This is a genomic window from Planctomonas sp. JC2975 (genome assembly GCF_012985205.1).
Classification (GTDB): Bacteria; Actinomycetota; Actinomycetes; order Actinomycetales; family Microbacteriaceae; genus Humibacter.
Genome location: NZ_JABEKS010000001.1, coordinates 2,791,603 through 2,816,259 on the forward strand (window position 1 = coordinate 2,791,603; position 24,657 = coordinate 2,816,259).

A 24,657-nucleotide genomic window follows, 5' to 3' on the forward strand; every position below is an offset into this window, starting at 1 on the left:
ATGGACGCACTCAGGCTCTGCCCGCCACCGCCTCAGTCGAGGTCGCGGTGCACGAGACGGGAGAGCACGATCGCGCTGCGGGTGTGGTCGACGCTGGGAGCGACGCGCACCCGTTCGAGTGCCGCCTCGAGGCTCGGGATGTCGCGCGAGCGGATTCGCAGAATCGCATCAGCGCTCCCCGACACGGTGCACGCATCTGCCACCTCCGGCACGGCGGAGAGGATGCGCTGCAGTTCGCTCGGCGAAACGGTGCCGCGGCAGAACAGCTCCACGTACGCCTCGGTGCTCATGCCGTCGATGGTCGGATCGACGTTGATCGTGAACCCGCGGATGACACCGTCGGCGACCAGGCGGTCGATGCGGCGCTTCACGGCGGATGCGGACAGGCCGACACGCGAGCCGATGTCGCCATACGACGCGCGGGAGTTATCACGCAGGAGGTCGATGATGTTCCGATCCAGGTTGTCCACGGCGTCATTCTAGGGTGATCCGTTGCGCCTGACCGACCAATTGCGCACGAATCGTGCAGCAGATGCCACACACCGCGCAAGATCCCGGTGCGACACTGGAAAGCATGACCGCTCTGGACTCCACCGACACGCGCCACCGCAACGGATCGCCCGCCACGCAGGCATCCGCGCCGGATTCCGCCTCCGTGCCCGGCGCCGGCACTGCGACCTCGAAGGCGCCCGTGCAGCACCTGGTCCCGTCGCACCGAACGTATCTGATGTGCCGGCCCGAGCACTTCACGGTGAGCTACCGGATCAACCCCTGGATGCATCCGCAGGACCCGACGAACACGGCCAAGGCCATCGAGCAGTGGACCACTCTCTACGACACGTTCGTGGGCCTCGGGCACGACGTGCACCTCATCGACCCGCTCGAGGGCCTGCCCGACATGGTCTACACGGCCAACGGCGGATTCATCATCGGCGGAATCGCCTACGGCGCACGGTTCGCGTATCCGCAGCGTTCACCCGAGGGGCCGGCGTTCATGCACTGGTTCGCCGACAACGGTTTCGAGGTCGTCGAGCCCGAGCGGGTCAACGAGGGCGAGGGGGACATCCTGCTCGTCGGGCCGCGCATCCTCGCCGGCACCGGATTCCGCAGCACCGTCGAGAGCCACGCCGAGCTCGCCGGCATCTACGGCCGCGAGGTGGTCAGCCTCACGCTCGTCGACCCGCGCTTCTACCACCTGGACACCGCCATCTCCGTGCTCGACCCGCTCGAAGACGACGAGAACGCGAACATCGCGTACGTGCCCGCCGCCTTCGACGACGCGAGCCGTCGCACCCTCGAGACGCTGTATCCGGACGCCATCATCGTGAGCGAAGAGGATGCCGGCATCCTCGGTCTCAATTCCATCTCCGACGGTTACAACATCGTCATCGCGAAGCGTGCTGTCGGCTTCGAGAAGCAGCTGCGTGAACGCGGATACAACCCGATCGGAGTCGATCTCTCCGAGCTCCTTCTCGGAGGAGGAGGCGTGAAATGCTGCACTCTGGAACTGCGCCGCTGAGCGGCCGCGCAGCTGCACCGGTGGTCGAGCCCGTTGAAACCGGGGACCCTGACGAGCAGGTTTCGCCCCTTCGGCAGGGACGGGGCAGGCCGAGCTCGACCAGCGATGGTCGCGGCTCGAGCGGCATCGCCGACGGCCTGCTGCGCCTCGAAGACGAGCACGCCGCGCACAACTATGCACCGTTGCCCGTGGTGATCGCCTCCGGCGAGGGCGCATGGGTCACCGATGTGGACGGCAACCGCTACCTCGACTGTCTGGCCGCCTACTCGGCAGTGAACTTCGGACACTCGAATCCGAGGCTCGTCGCCGCGGCCAAAGACCAACTCGACCGCATCACCCTGACCAGCCGCGCCTTCCACCACGATCTGCTCGGTCCGTTCGTCGCCGAGCTGGCGGCGCTCGCCGGCAAGGACATGGTGCTGCCCATGAACACGGGAGCCGAGGCCGTCGAGACCGGCATCAAGGTGGCGCGCGCGTGGGGCTACCGCGTGAAGGGCGTCGCGCCGGATAGTGCGAACATCGTGGTCTTCTCCGGAAACTTCCACGGTCGCACGACCACCATCGTGGGATTCAGCGACGATCCGGATGCCCGTGACGGCTTCGGTCCGTTCACCCCCGGATTCCGCTCCGTGCCGTACGGCGATGCTGCGGCGGTCGCCGAGGCGATCGACGAGAACACGGTCGCCGTGCTGGTGGAACCGATCCAGGGCGAGGCGGGCATCATCGTGCCGCCGGACGACTTCCTGCCAGGGCTCCGGCAGCTGTGCACCGACAACCGCGTGCTCCTGGTCGCCGACGAGGTGCAGTCAGGACTGGGACGGGTCGGCGAGACGTTCGCGTGCTCGTTGTGGGACGTCGTGCCCGACGTGTACCTGCTCGGCAAGGCGCTGGGCGGCGGCATCATGCCGGTCTCCGCAGTCGTCGCCGACCGGGACGTGCTCGGCGTGATCCGCCCAGGGGAGCACGGCTCGACGTTCGGGGGCAATCCGTTGGCCTGCGCGGTCGGCATCGAGGTGATCCGGATGCTCGCAACCGGCGATCTGCAACGTCGCGCCCGCGAACTGGGCGACCACCTTCGCGGGCGCCTCCAGGATCTCGTCGGTCACGGCGTGACCGCTGTGCGCGGAGCCGGCCTGTGGGCCGGAGTGGATGTCGATCCCGCGATCGGATCCGGACGGGAACTCGCCGAGCGGATGCTGCGCCGCGGCATCCTCGTCAAGGACACGCATGGTGCGACGATCCGCTTCGCGCCACCGCTCGTCGTCGAGCAGGCCGACCTGGACTGGGCCGTCGAGGAGTTCGCGGCGGCCCTCGCGGAGTAGCGCCGGAGACTGGGCGGGGGTCGCTCAACCACCGGCGGCCCGGTCAGTCAGCCCTCGGCCACCTCCCGGCCGTCACCGGTCAGAACTCCGCGACGCGCACGCCGAGCCATTCGCCGAGCTCGGCGATCTCCGCGCGCACCATCTCGTCTTCCTCCGGTTCGAACGGGATGAGCTGGTGCACCGCGTCGACACGCAGCACCTCGTTCTCACGGTCGACCGTGGCGTCGAGCATTCCCATGAAGACGTCGCCGATCAGAATCGGGTGGGCGAAGTATCCGTATTTGCGCTGCGACTTCGGCTTGTACTGCTCCAGCACGTAGTCGAAGTCGAAGATCTCGCGCAGTCGCGGCCTGTCGAACAGCATGCCGTCGTACGGATTGAGGAAGGCGACTCGGCCGTCCGCGTCGTCGTCGAGGGCGGCGATGGCACGCGGATCCACCCGGTACTTCCGTTTGGATCCCTCGATCACCGCCGGCTCGCCCGCCTCTCCCACCGGAGTCCACGGTGAGCGCTGCTTCGCGATGCCTGCGGCTTGCAGGCGGCGTTCGTCCAGCATCCGCGCGGCCTCATCCGCAGGGTAGTCGGGCAGATCGGCGGGGAAGGCGCGTTCGGCGATGTCCCAGACCCGGTGGCGCCCTTCGCGGCGGACGACTCCGATCTGGCCGGTCCGTGACAGGAAGTCCAGCATGTGCGGCACCTGGTTGGGGCCGTACCAGCCGGCCTCAGAATCCCGCGCGACGGCGGCGGTGTCGGGGATGTCCGAGGCGAGCAGCGGACCCTCGGCGCGCAGCCGGGCGAGCACCTCGTCGCGGAACTTCTCGTTGGCGGCGATCCACTCCTTGGTGCTCTCGCGCAACGGCCTGGTGCGCATCCAGGGCAGCATGAGCGGCAGCAGACTGATCGGACGGAACGTGCCGTCGAACTCGAACAGCGCGCGGTCCATCTCGACGGCCTTCGTCAGCTGGCCGGCCTCGTACGACCACCCGATGCGGGACCAGAGGATGGTGTGCTCAGCAGGCGCGATCGTCGCGGTCGGATCGATGCTGATCGTGCCGAGCTGCTCGGCCACCTCCACCACGTCGCTGGGACGCGCTGCATCGAGCAACTGAGCGCGCACGATGATGCGCCGCGCCTCGTCGCGGGTGAGGTGGTGGGTCACGTCGTCGAGGGTAGTCGCGACAGCCGACGCGTTGCGAGCAGGGTCCTCTGACGCGTTGCGAGGACCGGAGCATGCAACGAGGACCGGAGATCTGCTTCGGTTCTCGTGATGAGAGCGCGACCCTTCCGGTTTTCAGCGCGATCGATGCATCCGGGGTTTTCAGCACGATCGATGCATCGGCGGACACAATGTATGCCATGGCCAAAGACGTCGATGCCCTCCTGTCCCAACTCACCCTCGAAGAGAAGGCCGCCCTCGTCACGGGCGACGGCTTCTGGCATACCAGGGCAGTAGAACGCCTCGGGATCCCGGCGATCACACTCAGCGACGGACCGCACGGCGTGCGCCGTCAGCCAGCCGACCAGGAGAACGGGATCGGCGGCAGCTATCCGGCCACCTGCTTCCCGCCCGCCGTCGGACTCGGATCCACGTGGGACGCCGAGCTCGCGGAACGCGTCGGAGCGGCGCTGGGCGACGAGTCCATCGCGCTCGACGTGCAGGTGCTGCTCGGGCCGGGCATCAACATCAAGCGCTCGCCGCTGTGCGGACGCAACTTCGAGTACTTCTCCGAAGACCCGCTGATCGCGGGCGAGCTCGGTGCGGCGCTGATCCGCGGCATCCAGTCGAAGGGTGTCGGCACGTCGCTCAAGCACTACGCCGCCAACAGCCAGGAGACGGATCGCTTCCGGGTGAGCGCCGACATGGACGAGCGCACCGCCCGCGAGATCTACCTCGCCGGATTCGAGCGAGCCGTGAAGGATGCCGCGCCCGCGACGATCATGGCCGCCTACAACAAGCTGAACGGTGTCTACGCGACGGAGGATCCGTGGCTGCTCACCCAGGTGCTGCGCGACGAATGGGGATTCGAGGGGCTGCTCGTCTCCGACTGGGGCGCGGTGAACGACAGGGATGCCGCCGTCGCGGCCGGCCTCGACCTGGAGATGCCGGAATCGGAGGCTGGCCCAGCGGCGATCGTGGCCGCGGTGCGAGCGGGATCGCTCGACGAGGCATCCCTCGACGCCGCCGTGCGCAACGTGCTGAAGCTCGTCTTCGATCACGCGGACCTCAAGCCGGCAGACGGCACCACGCTCGCCGTTCCGAGCGAGCAGGTCGAGGAGCATCACGCGCTGGCCCGCGAAGTCGCGTCGCGGGCGGCGGTGCTGCTCAAGAACGACGGCGGCATCCTGCCCCTCTCGCCGGACGCCTCCATCGCTGTGATCGGCGAATTCGCCCGCAACCCGCGGTACCAGGGCGCAGGCAGCTCGCAGATCGAGCCGACGCGGCTGGACGACGCGCTCACCGAGATGCGCAAGATCGCGGGACCCGACGTCACGTTCGCGCCGGGCTTCACGCTCGACGGCAGCGGCGATGCGGGCGCATTGACGCGCGATGCTGTGGCCGTGGCATCCGCTGCGGAATTCGTCGTGCTGTTCCTCGGGCTGCCGTCTGCCGCGGAGTCCGAGGGATACGACAGGGAGCACATCGACCTGCCCGCCGACCAGCTGACGCTGCTCGCGGAGGTGGCGCAGGCGAATGCGAACCTCGTGGTCGTGCTCTCGAACGGTTCGGCGGTGCGCGTGTCGAACTGGGAGGGCGGAGCCCGCGCGATCCTCGAGGGATGGCTGCTCGGCCAGGCGGGAGGCGGCGCGACCGCGGACATCCTGTTCGGCGTCACGAACCCGTCTGGACGTCTCACCGAGACGATCCCGGAAAAGCTCGAGGACAACTCCGCCTACCTCGACTACCCAGGACGCGACGGTCACCTCTCCTACGGCGACGGCGTCTTCGTCGGGTACCGCTGGTACGACGCGCGCGAGCTGCCGGTGAGCTACCCGTTCGGCCATGGACTCTCCTACACGAGCTTCGAGTTCTCCGGTCTCTCGCTCAGCGCGGAGGGAGCGGATGCCGACCTCGCCGTGCACGCGTCCGTCACCGTGACCAACACCGGCAACGTTGCCGGACGCGAAGTCGTGCAGCTGTACGTGAGTGCACCGAGTGCCGAGGTGCGGCGCCCGCAGAACGAGCTGCGCGGATTCCGCGTCGTCGCGCTCGAGCCCGGCGAGAGCCGTGAGGTGGGCTTCACGCTCGGATACCGCGACTTCGCGTACTTCCACCCCGTGCTCGAGCGGTGGTACGTCGAGAACGGGGGCGTGGACATCCTGGTCGGGGCGAGTTCGCGCGATATCCGCGAGCGCGGCAGCGTCGAGCTGCGGGTGAACGAGCCCGTCGTTCCGCTCGACCGCCAGTCGTCCCTCGCGGAATGGATGAAGCATCCAGGCGGCCAGAAGGTGCTCGCCGGAGTGATGCAGCAGGCCGCGACGCAGAACCCGGAGGCCGTCGGCATGTTCCAGAACCAGGAGCTCATGGCGATGATGGGCTCGATGCCCATGCGCCGCATCGTGCGGTTCCCGGGCGTCGGCATCAGCGACGAGGTCGTCGACGGGCTGATCGCGCAGGCGAACGCCGCGGTGTAGCCGGGGGTTTCCGGTTCTCGAGATCTCGTCTCGACGGCAGAAAGCACCGTTCTCGTGGCCTGTGGTGAGCAATTTCTGTTGTTGAGACGGGATCTCGGTGCCCGCACCGGACCGAGGAGGAGCCGGGGCCGCCCCCGGCCCCGACGCCCGGGGCCCGGACCGACGCGACGGGCGCCCCAATCCTTTGTGCCCGCCACCAAGGGGCCTAGCCTGAAGACCATGAGTGCGGACGCGGGGGCGCCGACCGACACGACGCGGCACGAAAACGAGAAGACCTTCTTCGGCCAGCCGAGATCGCTGGCCAACATCTTCGGGGTGGAGATGTGGGAGAGGTTCTCCTTCTACGGCATGCAGGGCATCCTGCTGCTCTACCTCTACTTCGGGGTCACAGAGGGCGGCCTTGCGATGCCGAAGGCGGTCGCCGCCGGCATCGTCGGGGCGTACGGCGGCGCCGTATACCTCTCGACCATCATCGGCGCATGGATCGCGGACCGGCTGCTCGGATCCGAGCGCGTGCTGTTCTACAGCGCGATCGTCATCATGTGCGGCCACCTCTCGCTCGCACTCATCCCGGGGTTCGGCGGTCTCGGTGTCGGACTGGTGCTGATCGCGGTCGGATCCGGCGGCCTCAAGGCCAACGCCACGGCGGTGGTCGGGACGCTCTACGACGAACACGACCCGCGGCGTGACGCCGGCTTCTCGATCTTCTACCTCGGCATCAACCTCGGAGCGTTCCTGGGACCCCTCCTCACCGGGCTGCTCCAGTCGACGATCGGGTTCCACTACGGATTCGGGCTGGCCGCCCTAGGAATGGCCATCGGGCTGGTGCAGTATTCGTTCGGCCGCAAGCGGCTTCCCGCAGAGGCGAGCGTGGTGCCCAATCGGCTGCCCAGGTCGAGGTACGTGCTCTGGATCTGCATCGCCGTGGCGGGCGTCGCCGTCATCGTCGTCCTGACCCTGGTCGGCGTCATCCGCGCGACGAACCTGTCGTTGGTCGTCATCGTCGTGACGATCGTGGCGGCCGTGGCGTACTTCGTCGTCATCCTCAGCAGCAACCTGACGGATGTCGAGCGCAGCCGCGTCTACGCCTTCATACCTCTCTTCGTCGCGAGCACCGCGTTCTGGTCGCTGTACCAGCAACAGTTCACGGTGGTCACGTTCTACTCGGACACCAGGCTGAACAGGGATCTCTTCGGATGGGACTTCCCCATCTCGTGGGTGCAGTCCATCAACCCGATCTTCATCATCATCCTGAGCGGCGTCTTCGCGGCGATCTGGACGAAGCTCGGCGAGCGGCAGCCGTCCACCCCGATCAAGTTCGCGCTGGGCACGGCGATCATGGGGGTGGCGTTCCTGCTGTTCCTGCCGTTCGCCGGCGGGGGTGAGAACAGCACGCCGCTCATCGCGATGGTGGGCATCCTGCTGGTCTTCACGGTCGCCGAGCTGTTGCTGTCGCCCGTCGGACTTTCGGTCACCACCAAGCTGGCGCCGAAGCACTTCCACGCCCAGATGGTGGCGTTGTTCTTCCTCACGGTCGCGCTCGGCACTGCGCTGAGCGGGCAGCTCGCCGAGCTCTACTCGCCGGAGACGGAGGGGTGGTACTTCGGAATCCTCGGCGCGATAGCGATCGTGATCGGTGCGATCCTGGCGCTCATGGCGCCGATGATCCGCCGGCTCATGCGCGGAGTGCGGTAGCCGAGCGAACGAGCGAGGTCCGGTCAGTTGGCGAGTGTGCCCCACATCACGAGGTACCAGATCGAGACGCCCGTGCCCACCGCGAGCGCGGCGCCTCCAGCGATGATGCCCGTCAGCGCGAACGCGCGAGGCTTGCCGCCGAGGTAGCTGATGATGCCGAAGGCGATGGCGGCGAACGCCGGCACCCAGGCCGCGAAGCTGAGGATGGGAAGGAACGAGAAGACGGCGGCGATGATGCCCGCGATCATCGCGATGACGCCGAAACGTGCCCGCCGGTTCGCTGCCGGTCGCGCAGGGGTGCTGTCGCCGAGCGCCCAGCGGATGGTCGCGGCGTCCGCGGAATCCGGATACACGAGGTCCTCGGCCTGTACCGGATCCAGCGGGTATCCGAATGCCGCGTCCTTCTGGGCGGCAGCCTGCGCGGCACCCTGCGTCCCGCCGACCGGCAGTTGACGGTATCGGGTTTCGGCGATCGGATCCGCTTCGCTCGCGTCAACGGGCACCGAACCGGCGGCATCCGGAGCGGGCGGAGCGGAGTAGGTCGGCGGAACAGCATAGGCCTGTTGCGCATACGGCTGTGCTGCCTGCTGCGCCTGTGCCGACGCCTGCGGGTCCGGCCGCGTGGGCGCCTCGAATTCAGCCGCGTCGCGCCGTTGCATCTCGCCGTAGGGAACCGTCGGATACGACTGCTCGACGTGCTGCGAAATGGGTGCGAAGAAGGGGGCATCCGGAGCCGCAGGCGGAGGTGTGGCAGTGGTTGTCTGCGGCACGTACGGAGCAGGAGGCGGAGCCGCGTACTGCGGCGCGACGGGCTGCGGCGGAGCGTACTGAGGAGCGACAGGTTGCGGCTGGGCGTATTGAGGGGCGACGGGTTGCGGCTGGACGTACTGCGCGGAAGTCGGTGGAGCGCCGTACTGGGGAGCGGACTGCGGCGGGGCATACTGGCTGACGGCCGGTGCGCCGGCCGCGCCGGGGGTGGAGGCGAACGGCGGCGGAACGATCCCGTCCGGTGCCGCAGAGTCCGGAGGATAGTGAGCAGCGATCGGCCGCATGATGGTGGATTCCTCGACCTGCAACTCGGTGGTCGCACCCTGGCCGACCGATGCCACACGATGGACGGCACGAGAGATTCCGGTCCACTCGGTGCCGGACCAGTACAGCTCCTCCGCGTCGTTCCACGGATTCGGGTACCAACCCGCCGGAATCTCTGCTGTCATGCGAGGAATCCTAACGTCTGGCGAGCCCCGGACGAGGGGTCGCGTCGGCGCGGGCGGCGGCGTCCGTTCACCTCGTCGGGGTACGTTCGTGCAGGGCGCATCGAAGCCGTCACGGATGCCGTGCGCCGCCTCCGTCAGCGGGTCCCGGCCCGCGCACACCCCGTGAGGAGACCATGAGAATCTCGGTGACCGGTTGCGGCTATCTCGGCGCAGTGCACGCCTCGGCGATGGCGAAGCTCGGACACGATGTCATCGGCATCGATGTGGACGAACCCAAGATCGCCAGCCTCGCGCAGGGAGAGCCGCCGTTCTTCGAGCCCGAACTGCCCGAGCTGCTCACCGCGTCGATCGCATCGGGCCGGCTGCGCTTCACGACGGATCCCGCCGCCGCAGCGGAGGCCACCGTGCACTTCGTCGCGGTCGGGACGCCGCAGACATCGGATGGCAACGCCGCCGACCTGAGCTACGTGGATGCCGCGATCGACGCGCTGCTGCCCCACATCGGTGATGGCCACGTCGTCGTCGGCAAGAGCACAGTGCCCGTCGGCACGGCCGCGAAGCTCGCAGAGCGGATCCACGAGACGGGTGCGCGTCTGGTCTGGAATCCGGAGTTCCTGCGCGAGGGATACGCGGTGCGCGACACCGTCGAGCCCGACCGGCTGGTCTACGGCGTCGAGCCGGGCGACGATGCATCGGTCGCCGTGCTCGACGAGGTCTATGCGCACGCGCTCGAACTCGGCACGCCGCGCATGGTCACGGATTTCGCCACGTCGGAGCTGGTCAAGGTCGCCGCCAATGCGTTCCTCGCCACGAAGATCTCGTTCATCAACGCCATGGCCGAGATCGCGGAAGCGACGGGTGCCGACGTGACCCAGCTGGCGGATGCCATCGGCCACGACAGCCGCATCGGCCGCCGGTTCCTGAACGCCGGCGTCGGGTTCGGCGGCGGGTGCCTGCCCAAGGACATCCGCGCGTTCACCGCGCGAGCCGAAGAGCTCGGCCGCGGTGAGGCCGTCGCGTTCCTCAAGGAGGTGGACGGCATCAACCTGCGACGCCGCAAGCGCGTCGTCGATCTGGCAACGGCGGAGCTGGGCGGATCCGTCGTGGGCCGCAAAGTGGCGGTGCTGGGCGTCACGTTCAAGCCGCACTCGGACGACGTGCGGGACTCGCCGGCGCTCGACGTCGCGGTGGCACTCAAGGGACTCGGTGCCGCCGTGGTCGCGGTGGACCCGAAGGGTGTGGCGAACGCGAGGGTGCGGCATCCGCAGCTCGACTATGCGGAGGATGCGACGGATGCTCTGCGCGGTGCCGACCTGGTGATCCTCGTCACGGAATGGCCGGAGTACGTGGGCCTGGATCCCGTCGCCACCCGCGAGCTCGTGGCCGGCGCGACAGTCATCGACGGTCGCAACGCGTTGGATCGCGATGCCTGGGTCGGCGCAGGATGGCGCTACCGCGGCATGGGCCGCAGCTGACCAGCGGTCGATCTGGAACTCGAGGCTCCAGCGCGCCATAAAATGGTCGGATGTTTGTCGACCTCCCCGAAGCGCAGCTCCGTGCGCTCACCAGCGACCAGCTCGATCCCGACGACTTCGATGCCTTCTGGGCGCGGACGCTGGGCGAGGCCCGTTCCTTCCCGCTCGATGTCGAGCTCACCCCCATCGACACCGGCCTGACGAGCATCGACACGTTCGACGTCACGTTCAACGGGTTCGCGGGTCAGCCGATCAAGGCATGGCTGCGTGTGCCGGCCGAGGCGTCCGGCCCGTTGCCGACGATCGTGCAGTACCAGGGATACGGCGGCGGCCGCGGGCACGCTCTCGAGAACCTGCTGTGGGCATCCGCGGGCTTCGCGCACTTCTACATGGATACCCGTGGCCAGGGCTCGGGCTGGAGCGTCGGCGCCACGGCCGACCCCGACGGCAGCGGGCCGGCGTATCCCGGCGTCATGACCCGCGGCATCGAGAGTGCGGACACCTACTACTACCGACGTCTGTTCACGGATGCCGTACGCGCCGTCGAAGCTGCCCGCTCGATCGAGGTGGTCGACGCATCCAGGACGATCGTGGCCGGGGCAAGTCAGGGTGGCGGCATCACGCTCGCCGTCGCCGGCCTCGTTCCGGATCTCTTCGCCGCCTTCCCGCGCGTGCCGTTCCTCTGCGACTTCCGTCGCGCATCCGTAATTACGGACTCGCACCCCTACAAGGAGATCGGCCGCTACCTGGCCGTTCACCGCGACCGCATCGAGCAGGTGCACGGTGTGCTGGCCTATTTCGACGGCGTCAACTTCGCCAAGCGCGCCACGGCGCCCGCCTGGTTCACGACAGCCCTGATGGATGACGTGTGCCCGCCGTCGACGGTCTTCGGGGCGTTCAACGCGTACGCCGGTGCGTCGAAGGACATCGACATCTGGCCGTACAACGGACACGAGGGTGGACAGATCGAGGACGAGCAGCGGATGCTGCAGGTGCTTCGAGCGCTGATCTGACCGCTCAGCTCGACGCGTGCACCGGCGCGGCGAGCAGCACGGCGCCGGTGTCGAGCGCGCGAAGCTCGATGCGGGTGATGTGCCCGACAGGGATCGAGGTGGATCCCGTCGTGCGCACCACGTCGCCGGGTCCCGCCGTCCAGGTCGAGACGCGGTCAGCCGTGCCGTCGCTGGAGATCGCCCACAGCCCGTAGTCCCACCGCGTGGTGCCCTTCGAATCCGGCGACCAACTCGAGTCGGCCTTCCAGTCGCAGACCATCCCGACTGACGTGCCCCACGACTTCGACGTGAGCGTCACGCGCGCGGTGATGGGCGGGGCGCTGTATCCGGATGACGACGGCACGTCGGTCAGATTCGTCGCCACGGTGGCCGCCGGGGGTGCGGCCACCACGGCGGGGACGACCAGCGCGATACCCGCGGCGACCACAGCGGCGGCCGCGAGTGCGCCGGCGAAAGTCCACCGGCGTGCGCGGCGGCGGCGGCGCACCCGATGAAGGAGTGAAGGCATGAAGTCCGGGACCGGCGGACGCTCGTCGTCGAGGAGCACTGTCGCCTCGTCGCGCGGCAGAACGCTCAGCAGGCCCGGCATGCCCGCGAAGTCCCGCACGGCTGCCGAGCAGGTCGGGCAGGTGGGGAGGTGCTCCTCGAACGCGCGGCGGTCGGAGGGCGAGAGCGCCCCGAGCACGTAGGCGGCATCCCATTCGGCGAAGCGCTCGTGATCGGCGGTCGTGCCGTCGGCGCGCGTGTCGTGATCGTTCATCGGGTCACCCCCTTCTCCTGGAGCGCCAACCGCAGGGCACGCAGCCCGTAGTGCATGCGCGACTTGACCGTCCCCTCTGGAATGCCGAGTTCGCGGGCGATCTCCGCCGTCGACCGACCTCCGTAATACGCGTGCACGATCACGGACCGGTGTTCGATCGACAGCGTCGCGAGGGCGTCGGCGACCAGCCACGCGTCGAGTCGGGCGTCCGTGTCGTCGCCGATCGGTGCGTCCGGAAGCGTGTCCGTCGTCACCTCGTGGTGATGCCTTGCGCTGCGCGTGCCGTCGATCACGAGATTGCGCGCCACCGTGAACAGCCATGCACGAGCGGATGACTCGCTCTGGTCGAGCACGCTCGGCTTGCGCCAGGCGCGCAGCAGCGTCTCCTGCACGATGTCGTCCGCCTGTGCCGCGTCGCCGGTGAGTGAGACCACGTACCGCCAGAGCGCTGGAGCGTGCTCGTCGTGCAGCGCGCGCAGCAGTGCCGCGTCGTCCGCCGTCATGCCGCCTCCCGCTGTCGTCTCTCATCCAGTCTGCGCGTCGGTCCCGCCGGTGCGCCCGGCGATCCGTTCCACTGTCGTGTCGAGTCGCGTGTCGGGCTTCGTGGTCGGGACGTGCACTGGTGACACGAGCAGGAACGCTGAAACGTTCATCGGTGAGGGATGCGCCCGATGCCTTGACCCTCACACGGTGTGAGGTGCCACAACGGTAGGGGACGGACGCCACGGAGGCGATCCGTCGATCCGTGGCTCTCCGTCACCAACAGCGAAAGGCCGTCATGAACGAGAACAGCTCACTGTCCGTTGCCGCCGGCACTGTCATCCGTCCCGCCGTCGACTACGCGCGGCACACGGTGTTCAGCGATCCGGGGGACCAGCGCGACTGGCTCGCGGATGCTCCGCGCACCGTCGCGGGCATCCGTCGCCTCGCAGGCACGCTGATCTTCCACTACCGGGCGTCGGGGGATCCGACCGCGCTCGGGTTCGGGCCAGAGCGCCTCGACGAGATCGACCTCCGGTACGCGGATGCCATCCTCGGCCGGGCTCGCCGGCTGCAGCCCGGATCCATCACGGCCCCGCGCGGCGACCTCCAGTCCGTCCTCGGATGCTGCCGCGACTTCACCCTCGTCTTCGTCGCAATGGCGCGGGAGCTGGGCGTCCCGACGCGCATGCGCATCGGATTCGGCGGCTACCTCATTGCCGGCTGGTGGCTCGACCACGTGATCGCCGAAGTGTGGGATGCCGCCGCCGAGCGCTGGACGCTCGTCGAGCCGCAGATGCCCGACGGCTTCCCCGACCAGCAGATCGGTGCGCCGCTCGATCTGCTCGACGTTCCGCGCGACCGCTTCCTCGTGGGAGCGGATGCCTGGCGCGCCGCCCGCACCGGCGTCATCGACGCGGAGCGATTCGTCGTCGATCCATCGAATCTGATCGTGTTCCTGCGATCCTGGCCGTACCTCGCCCACAACCTGGTGATGGATCTCGCGGCCGTGAACGGCCGCGAACCGCTGCTCTGGGATGCCTGGGGCGAGCTCGAGCGCTTCACCGATTCGAGCGTCGAGACGGCCGAGCTGTCGGCGGCCGACTTCGCCGCTCTGGACGACATCGCCGCGGCGCTCGCCGAGGCGATGGAACCGCACGTCGATCCCCAGGCATCCGCGGTGCGGGCAGCCGACGTCTCGAACGCGAGCGGCCTCGGCATGCCCGACACCGTGCTCACGCTCTCGCCGTACGGGCGCCCGCCGCGCCGCACCGCGCTCCGCACGGCGTCGACCCCTGGTTGAGCTCGTCGACACGAGTGACCGAGCCACCGCCGATCGGGCCCGGCTCCCGTCGGCCGGCGCCGGCGGGTCCCAGCCAGCTGTGTCGATGCGCACCGGCTTCGGCGAGCTGCGCTCGCGCGGCCCGAGTGGGAGCCCGCCCTACTTCTTCGCGCCGGCAGCTGCCTTCGACCCAGCAGCCTTTGCACCCTCGGCAGCCTTGGCCGCGGATGTCGAGCGCGACCGTGACGCCGCGGCACGCGGTCGCGCGGGCGCGGCCTCCGCCGTCTCGACGGCCGCCCGGTGCACCGGCTGGAGCCTGGCGAGCTGGGTGACGTGCGACGGATTCAACTCATCGAGTGAGGAGACGCCGAGCAGGCGCATGGTTCGCACGAGCTGCGTCGAGAGGATCTCGATCGTCTTGTCCACTCCCTGACGTCCGCCGGCCATCAGGCCGTACAGGTAGGCGCGTCCGATGAGGGTGAACTTCGCGCCGAGGGCGACGGATGCCACGATGTCCGCACCGTTCATGATGCCGGTGTCGATCATGACCGTGGCGTCCTTGCCGACCTCGCGCACGACATCCGGAAGCAGCCAGAACGGCACGGGTGCCCGGTCGAGCTGACGGCCGCCGTGGTTGGACAGCACGATGCCGTCGACCCCGAGGTCGATGAGGCGCTTGGAGTCCTTGACGTTCTGCACGCCCTTGACCACGATCTTGCCCGGCCAGATCTCGCGGATGACGGCCAGGTCCTCGTAGCTGATCGTCGGGTCCATCGCCGCGTCGAGCAGGTCTCCGACCGTGCCGCCGGTCGAGGACAGCGAGGCGAACTCGAGCGGGGGAGTCGTCAGGAAGTCGATCCACCACCACGGCCGCGGAATCGCGTTGATGACCGTGCCGAGCGTGAGCTGAGGCGGGATCGAGAATCCGTTGCGCTTGTCACGCAGCCGCGCACCGGCGATGGGCGTGTCCACCGTGAACATGAGCGTGTCGAATCCCGCCTCGGCGGCGCGCTTGGCCAGGCCGTATGAGACCTCCCGTTCACGCATCACGTACAGCTGGAACCAGTTGCGTCCGTTCGGGTTCGCGGCCTTGACCCCCTCGATCGACGTGGTGCCCAGCGTGGAGAGCGTGAAGGGGATTCCGGCAGCACCGGCTGCACCGGCTCCGGCGACCTCGCCTTCCGTCTGCATCAAGCGGGTGAAGCCGGTCGGCGCGATGCCGAACGGGAGGGCTGAGGGTCCGCCCAGGATCTGTGTCGACGTGTCGACGGTGACTGCCGGTCGCAGGATGTCCGGATGGAACTCCACGTCCTGGAACGCCTGCCGCGCACGCGTGAGGCTGATCTCACCCTCCGCGGATCCGTCCGTGTAGTCGAAAGCCGCCTTCGGGGTGCGGCGCTTCGCGATCGTACGCAGGTCGTCGATCGTGTACGCGGCGTCCAGGCGGCGCTTCTTCGCGTCGAGCTGCGGCTTCTTGAACTGCATCAGCGCGGCGAGCTCCCGCGCGTTCGGGAACTGTCTCTGCACCATCTCGGGTCTCCTTCTTCGTGTGTCGTTGAGCTTCGTTGTGCGCCGCCGCCGGTGTGCGTGGCCTCACCGCACCCCGCCAACGTCGAAACGTCAAATATCGCGCTCCGTGCCGTCTGCCGAGCGCGGTTTTCGACGTTTCGGTGCCGGTTCCGAGTCGGTCATGCGCGACTCCGCGTAGTAGCCGGCGACGTGCGCGTGCACCAGCTGCGCGGCACCGTTCGCATCTCCGCGGTCGACAGCCAGCACGATCGCGCGATGCTCGGCGCGCAGCCGAGCGGATGTCGCCCACCACGACGGCAGGTTCGGAACGGCCTGGAGCACGTAGCTCTCGATCGAGTCGCGGAGCCCCGCCATGGTGGCGCTGAGCACCGTGTTGCCGGATGCCTCCGCCAGCGCCACGTGGAACCGCGCGTCGAGCGCGAGGAACTCGGCGGGCTCGAGTCCTGGCACGTCCATCGCGTCCAACAGAGCGGATGCCTGTGCCAGCTCAGCCCCCCGCTCCTCGTCCGGACGACCGGAGACGGTGTGAGCGAGGTGCGCCGCGATCGCCGGCTCCACCACGAGTCGCGCCTGCACGACATCGGCGACGGGGAATCCGTGAGCAGCCACCTGCAGCCGCATGACGGCGCTCATCCCGCCTTCCGGTGACGCCATGATGATCGCGCCGGCGTTCGGACCGCTGCCGGTCGCTGTGCGCACGAGTCCGAGCACCTCGAGCACTCGGATCGCCTCACGCACCGACGAGCGTCCCACGCCAAGGTCCGCGGCCAGCTGGCGCTCTGGCGGAAGATGGTCGCCCGGCTGGAGCTCGCCGCTGAGCAGCCGGGATTCGACGTGCTCGAGGGCGACGCGCCAGGCTCGGGAGGTGGGCAACGGCGCAGCATCCGGGGCGTCCGCCTGCGTCTCATCCTGTGGTCCGACCACAACATTACTCACGGTGTGCGAGCGTACCACCGATGCGCTACTGTGGTCCGACCACATCCGGATGGGGGCGCGGGCCGCTCGAGGGCGTGGTCCATCGTGACGAAGTGCGACGACCGCGGAATGCATGACGGCCGCGAATGTTGCACCGTAAAGATGCGTCACCGGCGACGATGCAGCGGCCGCCGGTTCTCACAACGGCCGCCGGCGCGGCGACCGTACAGCGGACGCCGCTCGAAACTAAGGAGCAAGCATGTCCGCAGTCCGCAGCCGCCTCGGTTCTCCCGAGCAGGACTCACCGATCCTCGATGTCTTCCCGTTGTCGCTCGGCGGCAACGTGTTCGGCTGGACCGCCGACGAAGACGCATCCTTCGCGGTCTTGGATGCCTATGCCCATGGCGGAGGCAACTTCATCGACACCGCCGACGGCTATTCGCACTGGGTGCCCGGCAACCACGGCGGGGAGTCCGAGCGGTTGATCGGTCGCTGGCTCTCGCACCGCACCGACCGCGACTCCTTCGTCGTCGCGACCAAGGTGAGTACGCATCCGCAGTTCAAAGGCCTCGGTCCCGCGAACATCAAGGCAGCAGCCGATGCGTCGCTCGGCCGCCTGCAGGTCGACCACATCGACCTCTACTACGCGCACTTCGACGACCCGACCATCCCGCTCGCGGACACCGTGGGCGCGCTCTCCGAACTCGTGGATGCCGGCAAGGTGCGCGCGATCGGCATCTCGAACTACACGCCGGAGCGCATCGACGAGTGGTTCGAAGCGACCGAGAAGAACGGGCTGCACCGCGCCATCGCATTGCAGCCGCACTACAACCTGGTCGAACGCGACTTCGAGGCAGGCTTGGCCGAGCGTGCGGAGCGCTACGGGCTCGGCGTGGTTCCGTACTTTTCGCTGGCCGCCGGATTCCTCACCGGCAAGTACCGCGACGGCGCCGTCGTCGAGAGCGCGCGAGCACAGGGTGCGTCGAAGTACCTCGACGAGCGTGGCCGCCGGGTGCTCGACACGCTGGATGAGATCGCGGAGTCGCACACGGCATCCGTCGCGTCCGTCGCACTCGCCTGGCTGCGCGAGCAGCCGACGGTGGTGGCACCGCTGGCGAGCGCCCGCACCGTGGACCAGCTGCCGGCTCTGCTCGAGTCGGTCTCGCTGCAGCTGACGAGCGACGAGGTCGCTGCGCTCGCGGATGCCTCCGCCCCGCAGGAGGACGTCGCCGCGTAGCGGTGTCATGCGAGCCGCCCCGGCCGGCGTGCCAACCGCTCCGTTCGCCGAGCCGCCCCGATCTTCACGCGAATCGAGGGGTGGCTCGGCCATGACGGGGTGGCCCGCCGGATGGAACTCGCTCCGGCGGGCGGAGCGGGGAGCGGGGTTCGGAACGGGATCCGCCGCGGCCCGCCGAACGTCGAGATGTGCTCGACGCGAATGGCGGTGCCACGACGGACCCGTTCATCGAGGGCGGACCCTCGAACAGCACTGAGGACGCGACTCAGTGTCGCGTAGTGGCCGCCACCTCGAAGCTGGAACTCGCCGTGCCGTTCGAGAACACGAAGTCGACGGTGTGCTTGCCGGGATTCAGTGTCGACAGGAAGCTCTGCCGCAACGTGAACACGGTGTGCACGTTCGTCTCGAACTCGGGGGCGATGCTCACCGTCCCGTCCGTGCCGGCCAACAGGCCGCCGTCGTCCACCTTCGGCTGGAACTGCGGGTAGTCGGCGGGGTCGAGCTCGACGCCGTCGACGCGGATGCTGCCCACCCGGGTGCGCACGTCGTCCGGCAGAACATCCTGGTAGAACCTGTCGAACGATCCTGTCGTCACGAAGGTCAGACCGCTCCGCTGCCCGTGGTACGAGCCAGAGGTCGAGGATGCCGTGAGCCGCGGCGCATCAGGTAGCTGCGCTCCGTTCGCCGTGACGCTGGATGCGTCGGCGACGTCGTTCCAGGCATCCTTGATCACCTTGCCCTGCGGATCGCGGAACGTCACATTGTCGAAGCTGCTGTCCGACAGGTAGTCGATCAGCGGGATGCCCGCATTGCGGAACGTGACGTCGCTGAAGTGCAGGTTGTTGGAGGGCAGGAACGGGATGCCGGCCTGCTGCAGCAGGCTGTCGTCGTGCAGTCCGTCGACGATGATGCCAGCGGTTTGCGTGCCGTCGACCGAGACGTGCGAGACGTCCCAGTTGTGGTAGACCGGCCATTTGGTGCTGGCATACGCGCCGGGATAGTGGGTGGTGAAGATGAAGGCCGCGCCATCCATCTGGTAGCCCACGACGAGCGGATCGATGTGGCCGCCGACCCGGTTGGTGAGGTCGTTCATCGCGAGGTCGCGAACGGTGACGAACCGCACGCCCCCACCGGATCCCGGCTTCGACTTCGCCCGAATGCCGTCGCTCGTGCCCACCATGACGTTGTCCTCGATCATGATGTTGTCGATCCAGGATGCTGTCCCGCTGCCGAAGGCCACGCCGCCGTGTCCGCGCGCCAGGTAATTGTCGAACACCCAGGCGCTGCCGGCGACGGATCCGACCGGATCCTTGTCGTACTCGCTCGCGCTGCCGGCGTTCATCACGATGTTGTCGTCGCCGGAGTTGATCACGTTGTTGAGCGCGGTGAACCCCTTGAAGCGCGACACGTTGATGCTGTCACCGTTGTTGCCGTTGAACGACTGGTACGTCACGCCGTTGACGACGTAGTTCGAGACGTAGCTGAAGCCGCTCACGGAGTTCGCCGGGTTCTCCAGCCGGAGACCGCCGCCGATGTACATGTTGTCGATCTGGGTGCCGCCGACCAGGTTGGGCCGCTTGCCGTAGCAGGAGTCATTGCCGGCCGGACCGCCCGCCGCGACGCAGGTGTCATAGATCTCCTTGGTGAGGAGGCCGTTCTGCGACACGGTCTCGTACGTGGCCTCCTTGGACTCGGCGAGTCCGAGCTGCCGGGCGTACTCGACGTCCGGTGCATCCGGCAGGTACTGCCAGCCCTGGCCGTCGACCGTGCCCGTGCCGACGATCCGCACGTTCTGCAGTCGGGTCTTCGACGACCCGTTCGCGTTGATGAACGTCGAGTACTTGGTGCCGTTCGCCGGCGTGAAGCCGCCGCCTGGGGTGATCAGCGTCAGATCCAGCGATTCGGTCAGAGTGCCGTCGACGCGCAACGTCACGTTGCTGGCCAGGTTGATCGCTCCGGAGATCAGGTGCGCGCCCTTCGGAACATCCACCTCCGTGCCGGAGCCTGAAGCGGATGCCGCTGCCGCCGCATCGTCGATCGCCTTCTGCAGGGCCGCCGTGTACTGCAGTGCGCCGCCGTCGGCGGTCGACGGGGTTCCCGCGATGGCGTCGTATCCGGAGTCGTCCACGACGAATCGCTTCGGCTGCGCGGATGACGTCGTCAGCGTGGTCCGGTACGAATCCGCGAGCTGCACGGCGGCGCCGGACCGGCTGATCCCACGGATCGTGAAGACGTAGTCACGACCACCGAGGAGGCCGCTCGCGATGAAGTTGTGGTTGGAGACCTTCACGGCTTCAGCGTTGGAGCGGTCGCCGTAGAACGCGTCGAATCCCTTATCGGCCGGAGACAGCGTGTTCTTGCTGGCCAGGCCGATCCGTTCCGGTTGCGAATACCCGCCGGAGCTGCCGGCCGGTCGGGACTGCGCATAGACGGCGTAGTCGGTCAGGCTCTGGTACGACGATGGCTTGCCCCAGACGAGCGTCGCCCGCCACGTACCATGGTCCAGCGGCCCGGAGTCCACGGATTGCGTCAGCACGGCCAGGCCGTCCGGCACGCGGTTCACGTTCGTGGGCGAGGTCGCCTGGGGCTCCCCGTTCTGCGCGGCTTGGGCGGGTGCGCTGCACACCAGGGCCGCGGCGATGACCGCGAGCGTCGTGGCGGCGGCGCCGATCCTCCAGCGTTTCATCGTGAGTTTCGCCTCCTTGCGAATGATCGAGATGCATGGTCGAAAACGCGCCCGACGCGAGCCGACGTCGCGCACCCGAGGTGCGCGACGCGGGATGCGGACTCTCGAAGATCCGACAGTCGACCGAAGACCCGACAGTCGACATCCGAGAAAACGTTTTCTGCCGCGATGCTATCGACCGGACGGGTCCACAGGGAAGAAGTTGACAGGCCGAAAATCACGAAAGTTCGGAGCGCGCGGTCCCACATCCGAATCGCCCCTGGCGCCCGGGTCGCCCTGTGCGGCACGATGCGGCGGTGCAGGCCGGTGCAGAGGCGGCGAGCCGAGACGACCCTCGGCGTGCTACGTGTGCAGGACCACGTTGAGCGGGGGCTCGCCGGCGAGCACCCGCTCGATCTGGCGCCGCAGCAGGCGCGCCATGCGAGGCATCATGGCGCTCGTCGCGCCACCGACGTGCGGCGAGATCAGCACATTGGGCAGGGCGAAGAGCGGATGCGCGGCCGGAAGCGGCTCGGGATCCGTCACGTCCAGCGCGAAGCGGAGTCGTCCCGATGCGGCGTGCTTCAGCACGGCATCCGTGTCGGCCACGGGACCGCGCGCGACGTTCACCACCAGGGCGCCGTCCGGGAGCGCGGTGAGGAAGGAGTCGTCGACGAGGCCGCGGGTTGCATCAGAGAGCGGCGTGCCGACGACGACGATGTCGGCGTCGGGCAGCAGTTGGGGCAGCTCGTCGATGCCGTGCACGTGCGCGCCGTCTTCATCGCGGGCACGGGATGCCACGCGCGTCACCTCGATCTCGAACCCCGCCAGCCGCGCCTCGACGGCCTTGCCGACTCCGCCGTAGCCCAGGATCAGAACGCGACGATCGGCGAGACTCGGATATCGGCCGGGAGCCCATTCGCCGCGCTCGGCGGCCCGCACGAAGTCGGGGATGCCGCGCTGGGCCGCGAGGATCAGCCCCACAGCGAGCTCAGCGGTCGACGTCTCGTGCACGGATGCCGCGTTCGCGAACACGTTGCCGGCCGGCAGCACGTCGGTGACGCCGTCGAACCCGATCGACTGGCTCTGCACGAGCCGGGTGCGCACGCCGTCCAACGCGCTGAGCAGGGGAGTCGCGCCCATGTACGGCGGGACCACGATGTCGAAGTCGTCGCGCGGCGGTGGAGTGCGGAAATCCCAGGTGACGAACTCGACCGCCGTGGGCGCCGGCCCTGGAAGGGCCTCGTAGGCCTGCAGCAGTGCGGATCCGGGAAGGCTGACGACGATGCTCACCCGTCGAGCCTATTTGCTCGACGCTATGAAGAGTGCCCTCAGCCGCCGGACGGACGCGGACGCCCACACGCACAGCCTCCGACCGACCTACAACAACTCCGTGACGGTCTACCCCCGAAGAGTTGACAAGCGCCGTCGGCCTCGTGGATACTTTCCCCGCGGAAAGCGTTTACCCACGAGAGCAAGCGTTTTCTAGCGTCGACGATGACAGAGGAGGTGACGGATGTCGCGGCTCACCACGACCGTTCCGCGTTCCTCCAGCACCCCCTCGCCGGCCAGGCAGGTGCCCCCACGTCGTTCGGGTGCCGCGGCACGCGCATCCGTCTCCAAGGGCGTCAACACGTGGGTCGTAGCCGTCGCCGAGTTCGTCACCTGGATCGCCAAGGTGAACCTCGCCTGGATCGTGCTCACGCTGATGGGTGGCATCGTGCTGGGATTCGCGCCCGCGGCGTTCGCCGCAGTGGCGATGTGTCGAGAGCGGCTGCGCAGCGGGCACGATCCGCGGCTCGGCGAGTTCTTCGCGACCTGGCGCCGCGACTTCTGGCGCGCCAACGCCGTGCTGCTGCCGGTGGCCGTCGTCGACGCGCTGATCGTGACCGCGTTCACGCTGGCGCTGCAGGCATCCGTTCTGCTGGCGATCGTGGTCGGAATCGTCGTTCTCGTCGCCGTTCTCGCGACGGTGCTGCTGCCCGTGTTGTACGCGAACTACGCGATCTCGCTCACGCGATACGTGCCGACGGCGACGCGCTTCGTGCTCTCGAATCCGGTGTCGATGCTGCTTCTCGCGCTCACCTGCGCGGCGGTGGTGGTCGCCTCGGTGCTCGTTCCAGCGCTCGTCGTGTTCGTCTCGATCGGCGCCTGGGTGCAGTTCAGTACCGCCCTTTGCCTGTCCTTCTTTCATTACAACGATGAACGTCTGGCGGCCCCAGCAGCGCCCGACGCTCGAAGTAACTGAATACCCGGGCATCCGCCCACACATCCCCCACAACCGAAATCACAAAGGAGTTTTCGTGTCTGTCACGTTGAAACGATTCATGGCGGGAGCCACGGTTCTGACCGTCACGGCCCTCGCCCTGGTCGGCTGCTCATCGTCTCCTTCGGCGTCGAGCACGTCGACCGCAGCGCCCAAGCTCGACAAGCTCACCGTCATGGCGCCGTACCTCTCGACGGACGCCCCGACCGCGGACAACGAGGTGGGCCAGACGCTGAACAAGATCCTCGGCACCGACCTCGAGGTCAATTGGGTGCCGAACTCGTCGTACGGCGACAAGACCAACATCACGCTCGCGGGCAACGACATCCCTGACGCCATGGTCATCCAGGGCAAGGACGCCGGGTTCGTGAAGAACGCCAACGCCGGCGCCTTCTGGGACCTGACCAACTACCTCAAGGACTACCCGAACCTGGTGTCGAGCACCCCTGCTGTGCAGCAGGCCTCCAGCGTGAACGGCAAGGTCTACGGCATCTACCGTCCGCGCGACACCATGCGCACGGCGGTGATCATCCGCAAGGACTGGCTGAAGAAGCTCGGCCTGTCCATGCCGAAGACCACTGACGACCTCTACAAGATCGCGAAGGCGTTCACCGAGGACGACCCCGACGGCGACGGCAAGAAGGACACGTACGGTCTGATCGTGCCGAAGTGGCCGGGATCCGTCGGCTCGAACAGCCCGTGGGACGCCATCGAGAGCTGGTACGGCGCCGGCAACGTCTGGACCCAGCAGAACGGCAAGCTCGTGCAGTCCTTCACCACTCCGCAGTGGAAGAAGGCTCTGGCCTACGAGAAGAAGATCGTCTCGAACGGCTACATCAACCCCGACTACGCGACGATGGACTCCGTCACCTGGAACACGCCGTTCCTGAACGGCCAGGGCGGCATCATCATCGACACGTACTCGCGGGTGCGCCAGATCACGAGTCTGATGGAGAAGACCGACCCGACCACGTACCAGAACATGATCGCGTGGACCGGCAACCTCGAGGGTCCCGACGGCAAGATGCACGCCCTTCCCACGTCGGGCTACTCCGGATTCATCGCCATCCCGAAGTCGTCGGTGAAGACCGAGGCGCAGCTGCGTCAGGTGCTGTCCGTTCTCAACAAGTTGAACAGCAAGCAGGCGCAGATCCTGATCAACAACGGCATCGAGGGCAAGAACTACAACCTCGTCGACGGCCGTGCACAGGCGATCAACCCGCCAACCCCGGAATCCACCCTGATGCAGAACACGGTGAACTCCTACGCGCAGCTCGGCATCTCCGTCGGCGGCAACAAGTTCTACCTGCCGGCCCAGCCGAACGCGTACGACCAGACGCAGTACGACGCCCAGCTGAAGACAGCGGCATCCGATCTGAAGTCGGCCGTCTACAACCCTGCCGCGGCGTACGTCTCGAACACCTACGTGCTCAACGGGGCGACGCTCGACAACATCATCTCCGACGCCCGCATCAAGTACGACGCGGGGCAGATCGACGATGCCGGTCTGGATGCCGCACTCAAGCAGTGGGCGACCAGCGGCGGAACCCAGGTGACCGCAGAGATCAACAAGCTCTACAAGGCGGACAAGAACAAGTAAGCGCTGCGGAGGGCGGCCGTGTGCGGCCGCCCTCCGCACTCGATTCGT

The 24,657-nt window shown here is 67.9% G+C and carries 19 protein-coding genes; 10 read left to right on the plus strand and 9 right to left on the minus strand.

The window, feature by feature from the left end; all coding sequences use genetic code 11:
* Positions 1–32: 32 nt before the first annotated feature.
* On the minus strand, positions 33–470 hold the full coding sequence (locus HII28_RS12755) for an Lrp/AsnC family transcriptional regulator (RefSeq protein ID WP_170025724.1): 438 nt from the start codon (positions 468–470) through the stop codon (positions 33–35).
* Positions 471–727: 257 nt separating this feature from the next.
* Between HII28_RS12755 and ddaH the strand changes: the two genes are divergently transcribed.
* Positions 728–1,519, plus strand: coding sequence for a dimethylargininase (ddaH, locus tag HII28_RS12760; RefSeq protein WP_240977900.1), 792 nt, complete (start codon positions 728–730; stop codon positions 1,517–1,519).
* Positions 1,492–2,841, plus strand: coding sequence for an ornithine--oxo-acid transaminase (gene rocD, locus HII28_RS12765; RefSeq protein WP_170025726.1), 1,350 nt, complete (start codon positions 1,492–1,494; stop codon positions 2,839–2,841). Before ddaH ends, rocD begins: the two co-directional genes overlap by 28 nt.
* 79 nt (positions 2,842–2,920) lie before the next feature.
* On the opposite strand, the gene HII28_RS12770 is transcribed toward rocD, so the two are convergent.
* Entirely contained in the window at positions 2,921–4,000 is a 1,080-nt protein-coding gene (locus HII28_RS12770) for a crosslink repair DNA glycosylase YcaQ family protein (RefSeq protein WP_170025727.1), read from the minus strand.
* Positions 4,001–4,197: 197 nt separating this feature from the next.
* On the opposite strand from HII28_RS12770, the gene HII28_RS12775 reads away from it, so the two are divergent.
* Positions 4,198–6,474 (plus strand): glycoside hydrolase family 3 C-terminal domain-containing protein, encoded by a 2,277-nt coding sequence (locus HII28_RS12775; protein ID WP_170025728.1) that lies wholly within the window; start codon positions 4,198–4,200, stop codon positions 6,472–6,474.
* Positions 6,475–6,693: 219 nt separating this feature from the next.
* A complete protein-coding gene (locus HII28_RS12780; RefSeq protein ID WP_170025729.1) occupies positions 6,694–8,169 on the plus strand; it encodes a peptide MFS transporter in 1,476 nt (491 codons plus the stop codon).
* Between the two features lie 23 nt (positions 8,170–8,192).
* On the opposite strand, the gene HII28_RS12785 is transcribed toward HII28_RS12780, so the two are convergent.
* A complete protein-coding gene (locus tag HII28_RS12785; RefSeq protein ID WP_170023363.1) occupies positions 8,193–9,386 on the minus strand; it encodes a hypothetical protein in 1,194 nt (397 codons plus the stop codon).
* Positions 9,387–9,559: 173 nt separating this feature from the next.
* Between HII28_RS12785 and HII28_RS12790 the strand changes: the two genes are divergently transcribed.
* Positions 9,560–10,861 carry a UDP-glucose/GDP-mannose dehydrogenase family protein gene (locus tag HII28_RS12790; RefSeq protein ID WP_170025730.1) on the plus strand — a complete coding sequence of 434 codons (1,302 nt, stop codon included), beginning with the start codon at positions 9,560–9,562 and terminating at the stop codon, positions 10,859–10,861.
* A 50-nt stretch (positions 10,862–10,911) separates the two neighbouring features.
* Positions 10,912–11,874, plus strand: a complete 963-nt coding sequence (locus tag HII28_RS12795; protein WP_170025731.1) for an acetylxylan esterase — start codon at positions 10,912–10,914, stop codon at positions 11,872–11,874.
* A gap of 4 nt (positions 11,875–11,878) precedes the next feature.
* Here HII28_RS12795 and HII28_RS12800 read toward each other — a convergent pair whose 3' ends face one another.
* Positions 11,879–12,634, minus strand: a complete 756-nt coding sequence (locus HII28_RS12800; protein ID WP_170025732.1) for a zf-HC2 domain-containing protein — start codon at positions 12,632–12,634, stop codon at positions 11,879–11,881.
* On the minus strand, positions 12,631–13,137 hold the full coding sequence (locus HII28_RS12805; protein WP_170025733.1) for a sigma-70 family RNA polymerase sigma factor: 507 nt from the start codon (positions 13,135–13,137) through the stop codon (positions 12,631–12,633). Before HII28_RS12805 ends, HII28_RS12800 begins: the two co-directional genes overlap by 4 nt.
* A 275-nt stretch (positions 13,138–13,412) precedes the next feature.
* On the opposite strand from HII28_RS12805, the gene HII28_RS12810 reads away from it, so the two are divergent.
* Positions 13,413–14,417, plus strand: a complete 1,005-nt coding sequence (locus tag HII28_RS12810) for a transglutaminase-like domain-containing protein (RefSeq protein WP_170025734.1) — start codon at positions 13,413–13,415, stop codon at positions 14,415–14,417.
* 138 nt (positions 14,418–14,555) lie between these two features.
* Here HII28_RS12810 and HII28_RS12815 read toward each other — a convergent pair whose 3' ends face one another.
* Positions 14,556–15,926, minus strand: a complete 1,371-nt coding sequence (locus HII28_RS12815; RefSeq protein WP_170025735.1) for an alpha-hydroxy acid oxidase — start codon at positions 15,924–15,926, stop codon at positions 14,556–14,558.
* 90 nt (positions 15,927–16,016) lie between these two features.
* Positions 16,017–16,862: an FCD domain-containing protein gene (locus tag HII28_RS12820; protein WP_346769298.1), complete on the minus strand. Its 846-nt coding sequence runs from the start codon at positions 16,860–16,862 to the stop codon at positions 16,017–16,019.
* Between the two features lie 238 nt (positions 16,863–17,100).
* Between HII28_RS12820 and HII28_RS12825 the strand changes: the two genes are divergently transcribed.
* On the plus strand, positions 17,101–18,078 hold the full coding sequence (locus tag HII28_RS12825; protein ID WP_170025737.1) for an aldo/keto reductase: 978 nt from the start codon (positions 17,101–17,103) through the stop codon (positions 18,076–18,078).
* Positions 18,079–18,343: 265 nt separating this feature from the next.
* Here the strand turns inward: HII28_RS12825 and HII28_RS12830 are convergent, their stop codons facing one another.
* Both HII28_RS12830 and HII28_RS12835 read right to left on the minus strand, forming a co-directional pair.
* Positions 18,344–20,764 carry a glycosyl hydrolase family 28 protein gene (locus tag HII28_RS12830; RefSeq protein ID WP_170025738.1) on the minus strand — a complete coding sequence of 807 codons (2,421 nt, stop codon included), beginning with the start codon at positions 20,762–20,764 and terminating at the stop codon, positions 18,344–18,346.
* A gap of 342 nt (positions 20,765–21,106) precedes the next feature.
* On the minus strand, positions 21,107–22,036 hold the full coding sequence (locus tag HII28_RS12835; RefSeq protein WP_346769299.1) for a 2-hydroxyacid dehydrogenase: 930 nt from the start codon (positions 22,034–22,036) through the stop codon (positions 21,107–21,109).
* 223 nt (positions 22,037–22,259) lie between these two features.
* Here HII28_RS12835 and HII28_RS12840 point away from each other — a divergent pair, with 223 nt between their 5' ends.
* Complete coding sequence (locus HII28_RS12840) at positions 22,260–22,991, plus strand: DUF624 domain-containing protein (RefSeq protein ID WP_170025739.1); 732 nt, start codon at positions 22,260–22,262, stop codon at positions 22,989–22,991.
* A 55-nt stretch (positions 22,992–23,046) separates the two neighbouring features.
* Positions 23,047–24,609 (plus strand): extracellular solute-binding protein, encoded by a 1,563-nt coding sequence (locus HII28_RS12845; RefSeq protein ID WP_346769300.1) that lies wholly within the window; start codon positions 23,047–23,049, stop codon positions 24,607–24,609.
* Positions 24,610–24,657 lie beyond the last annotated feature (48 nt).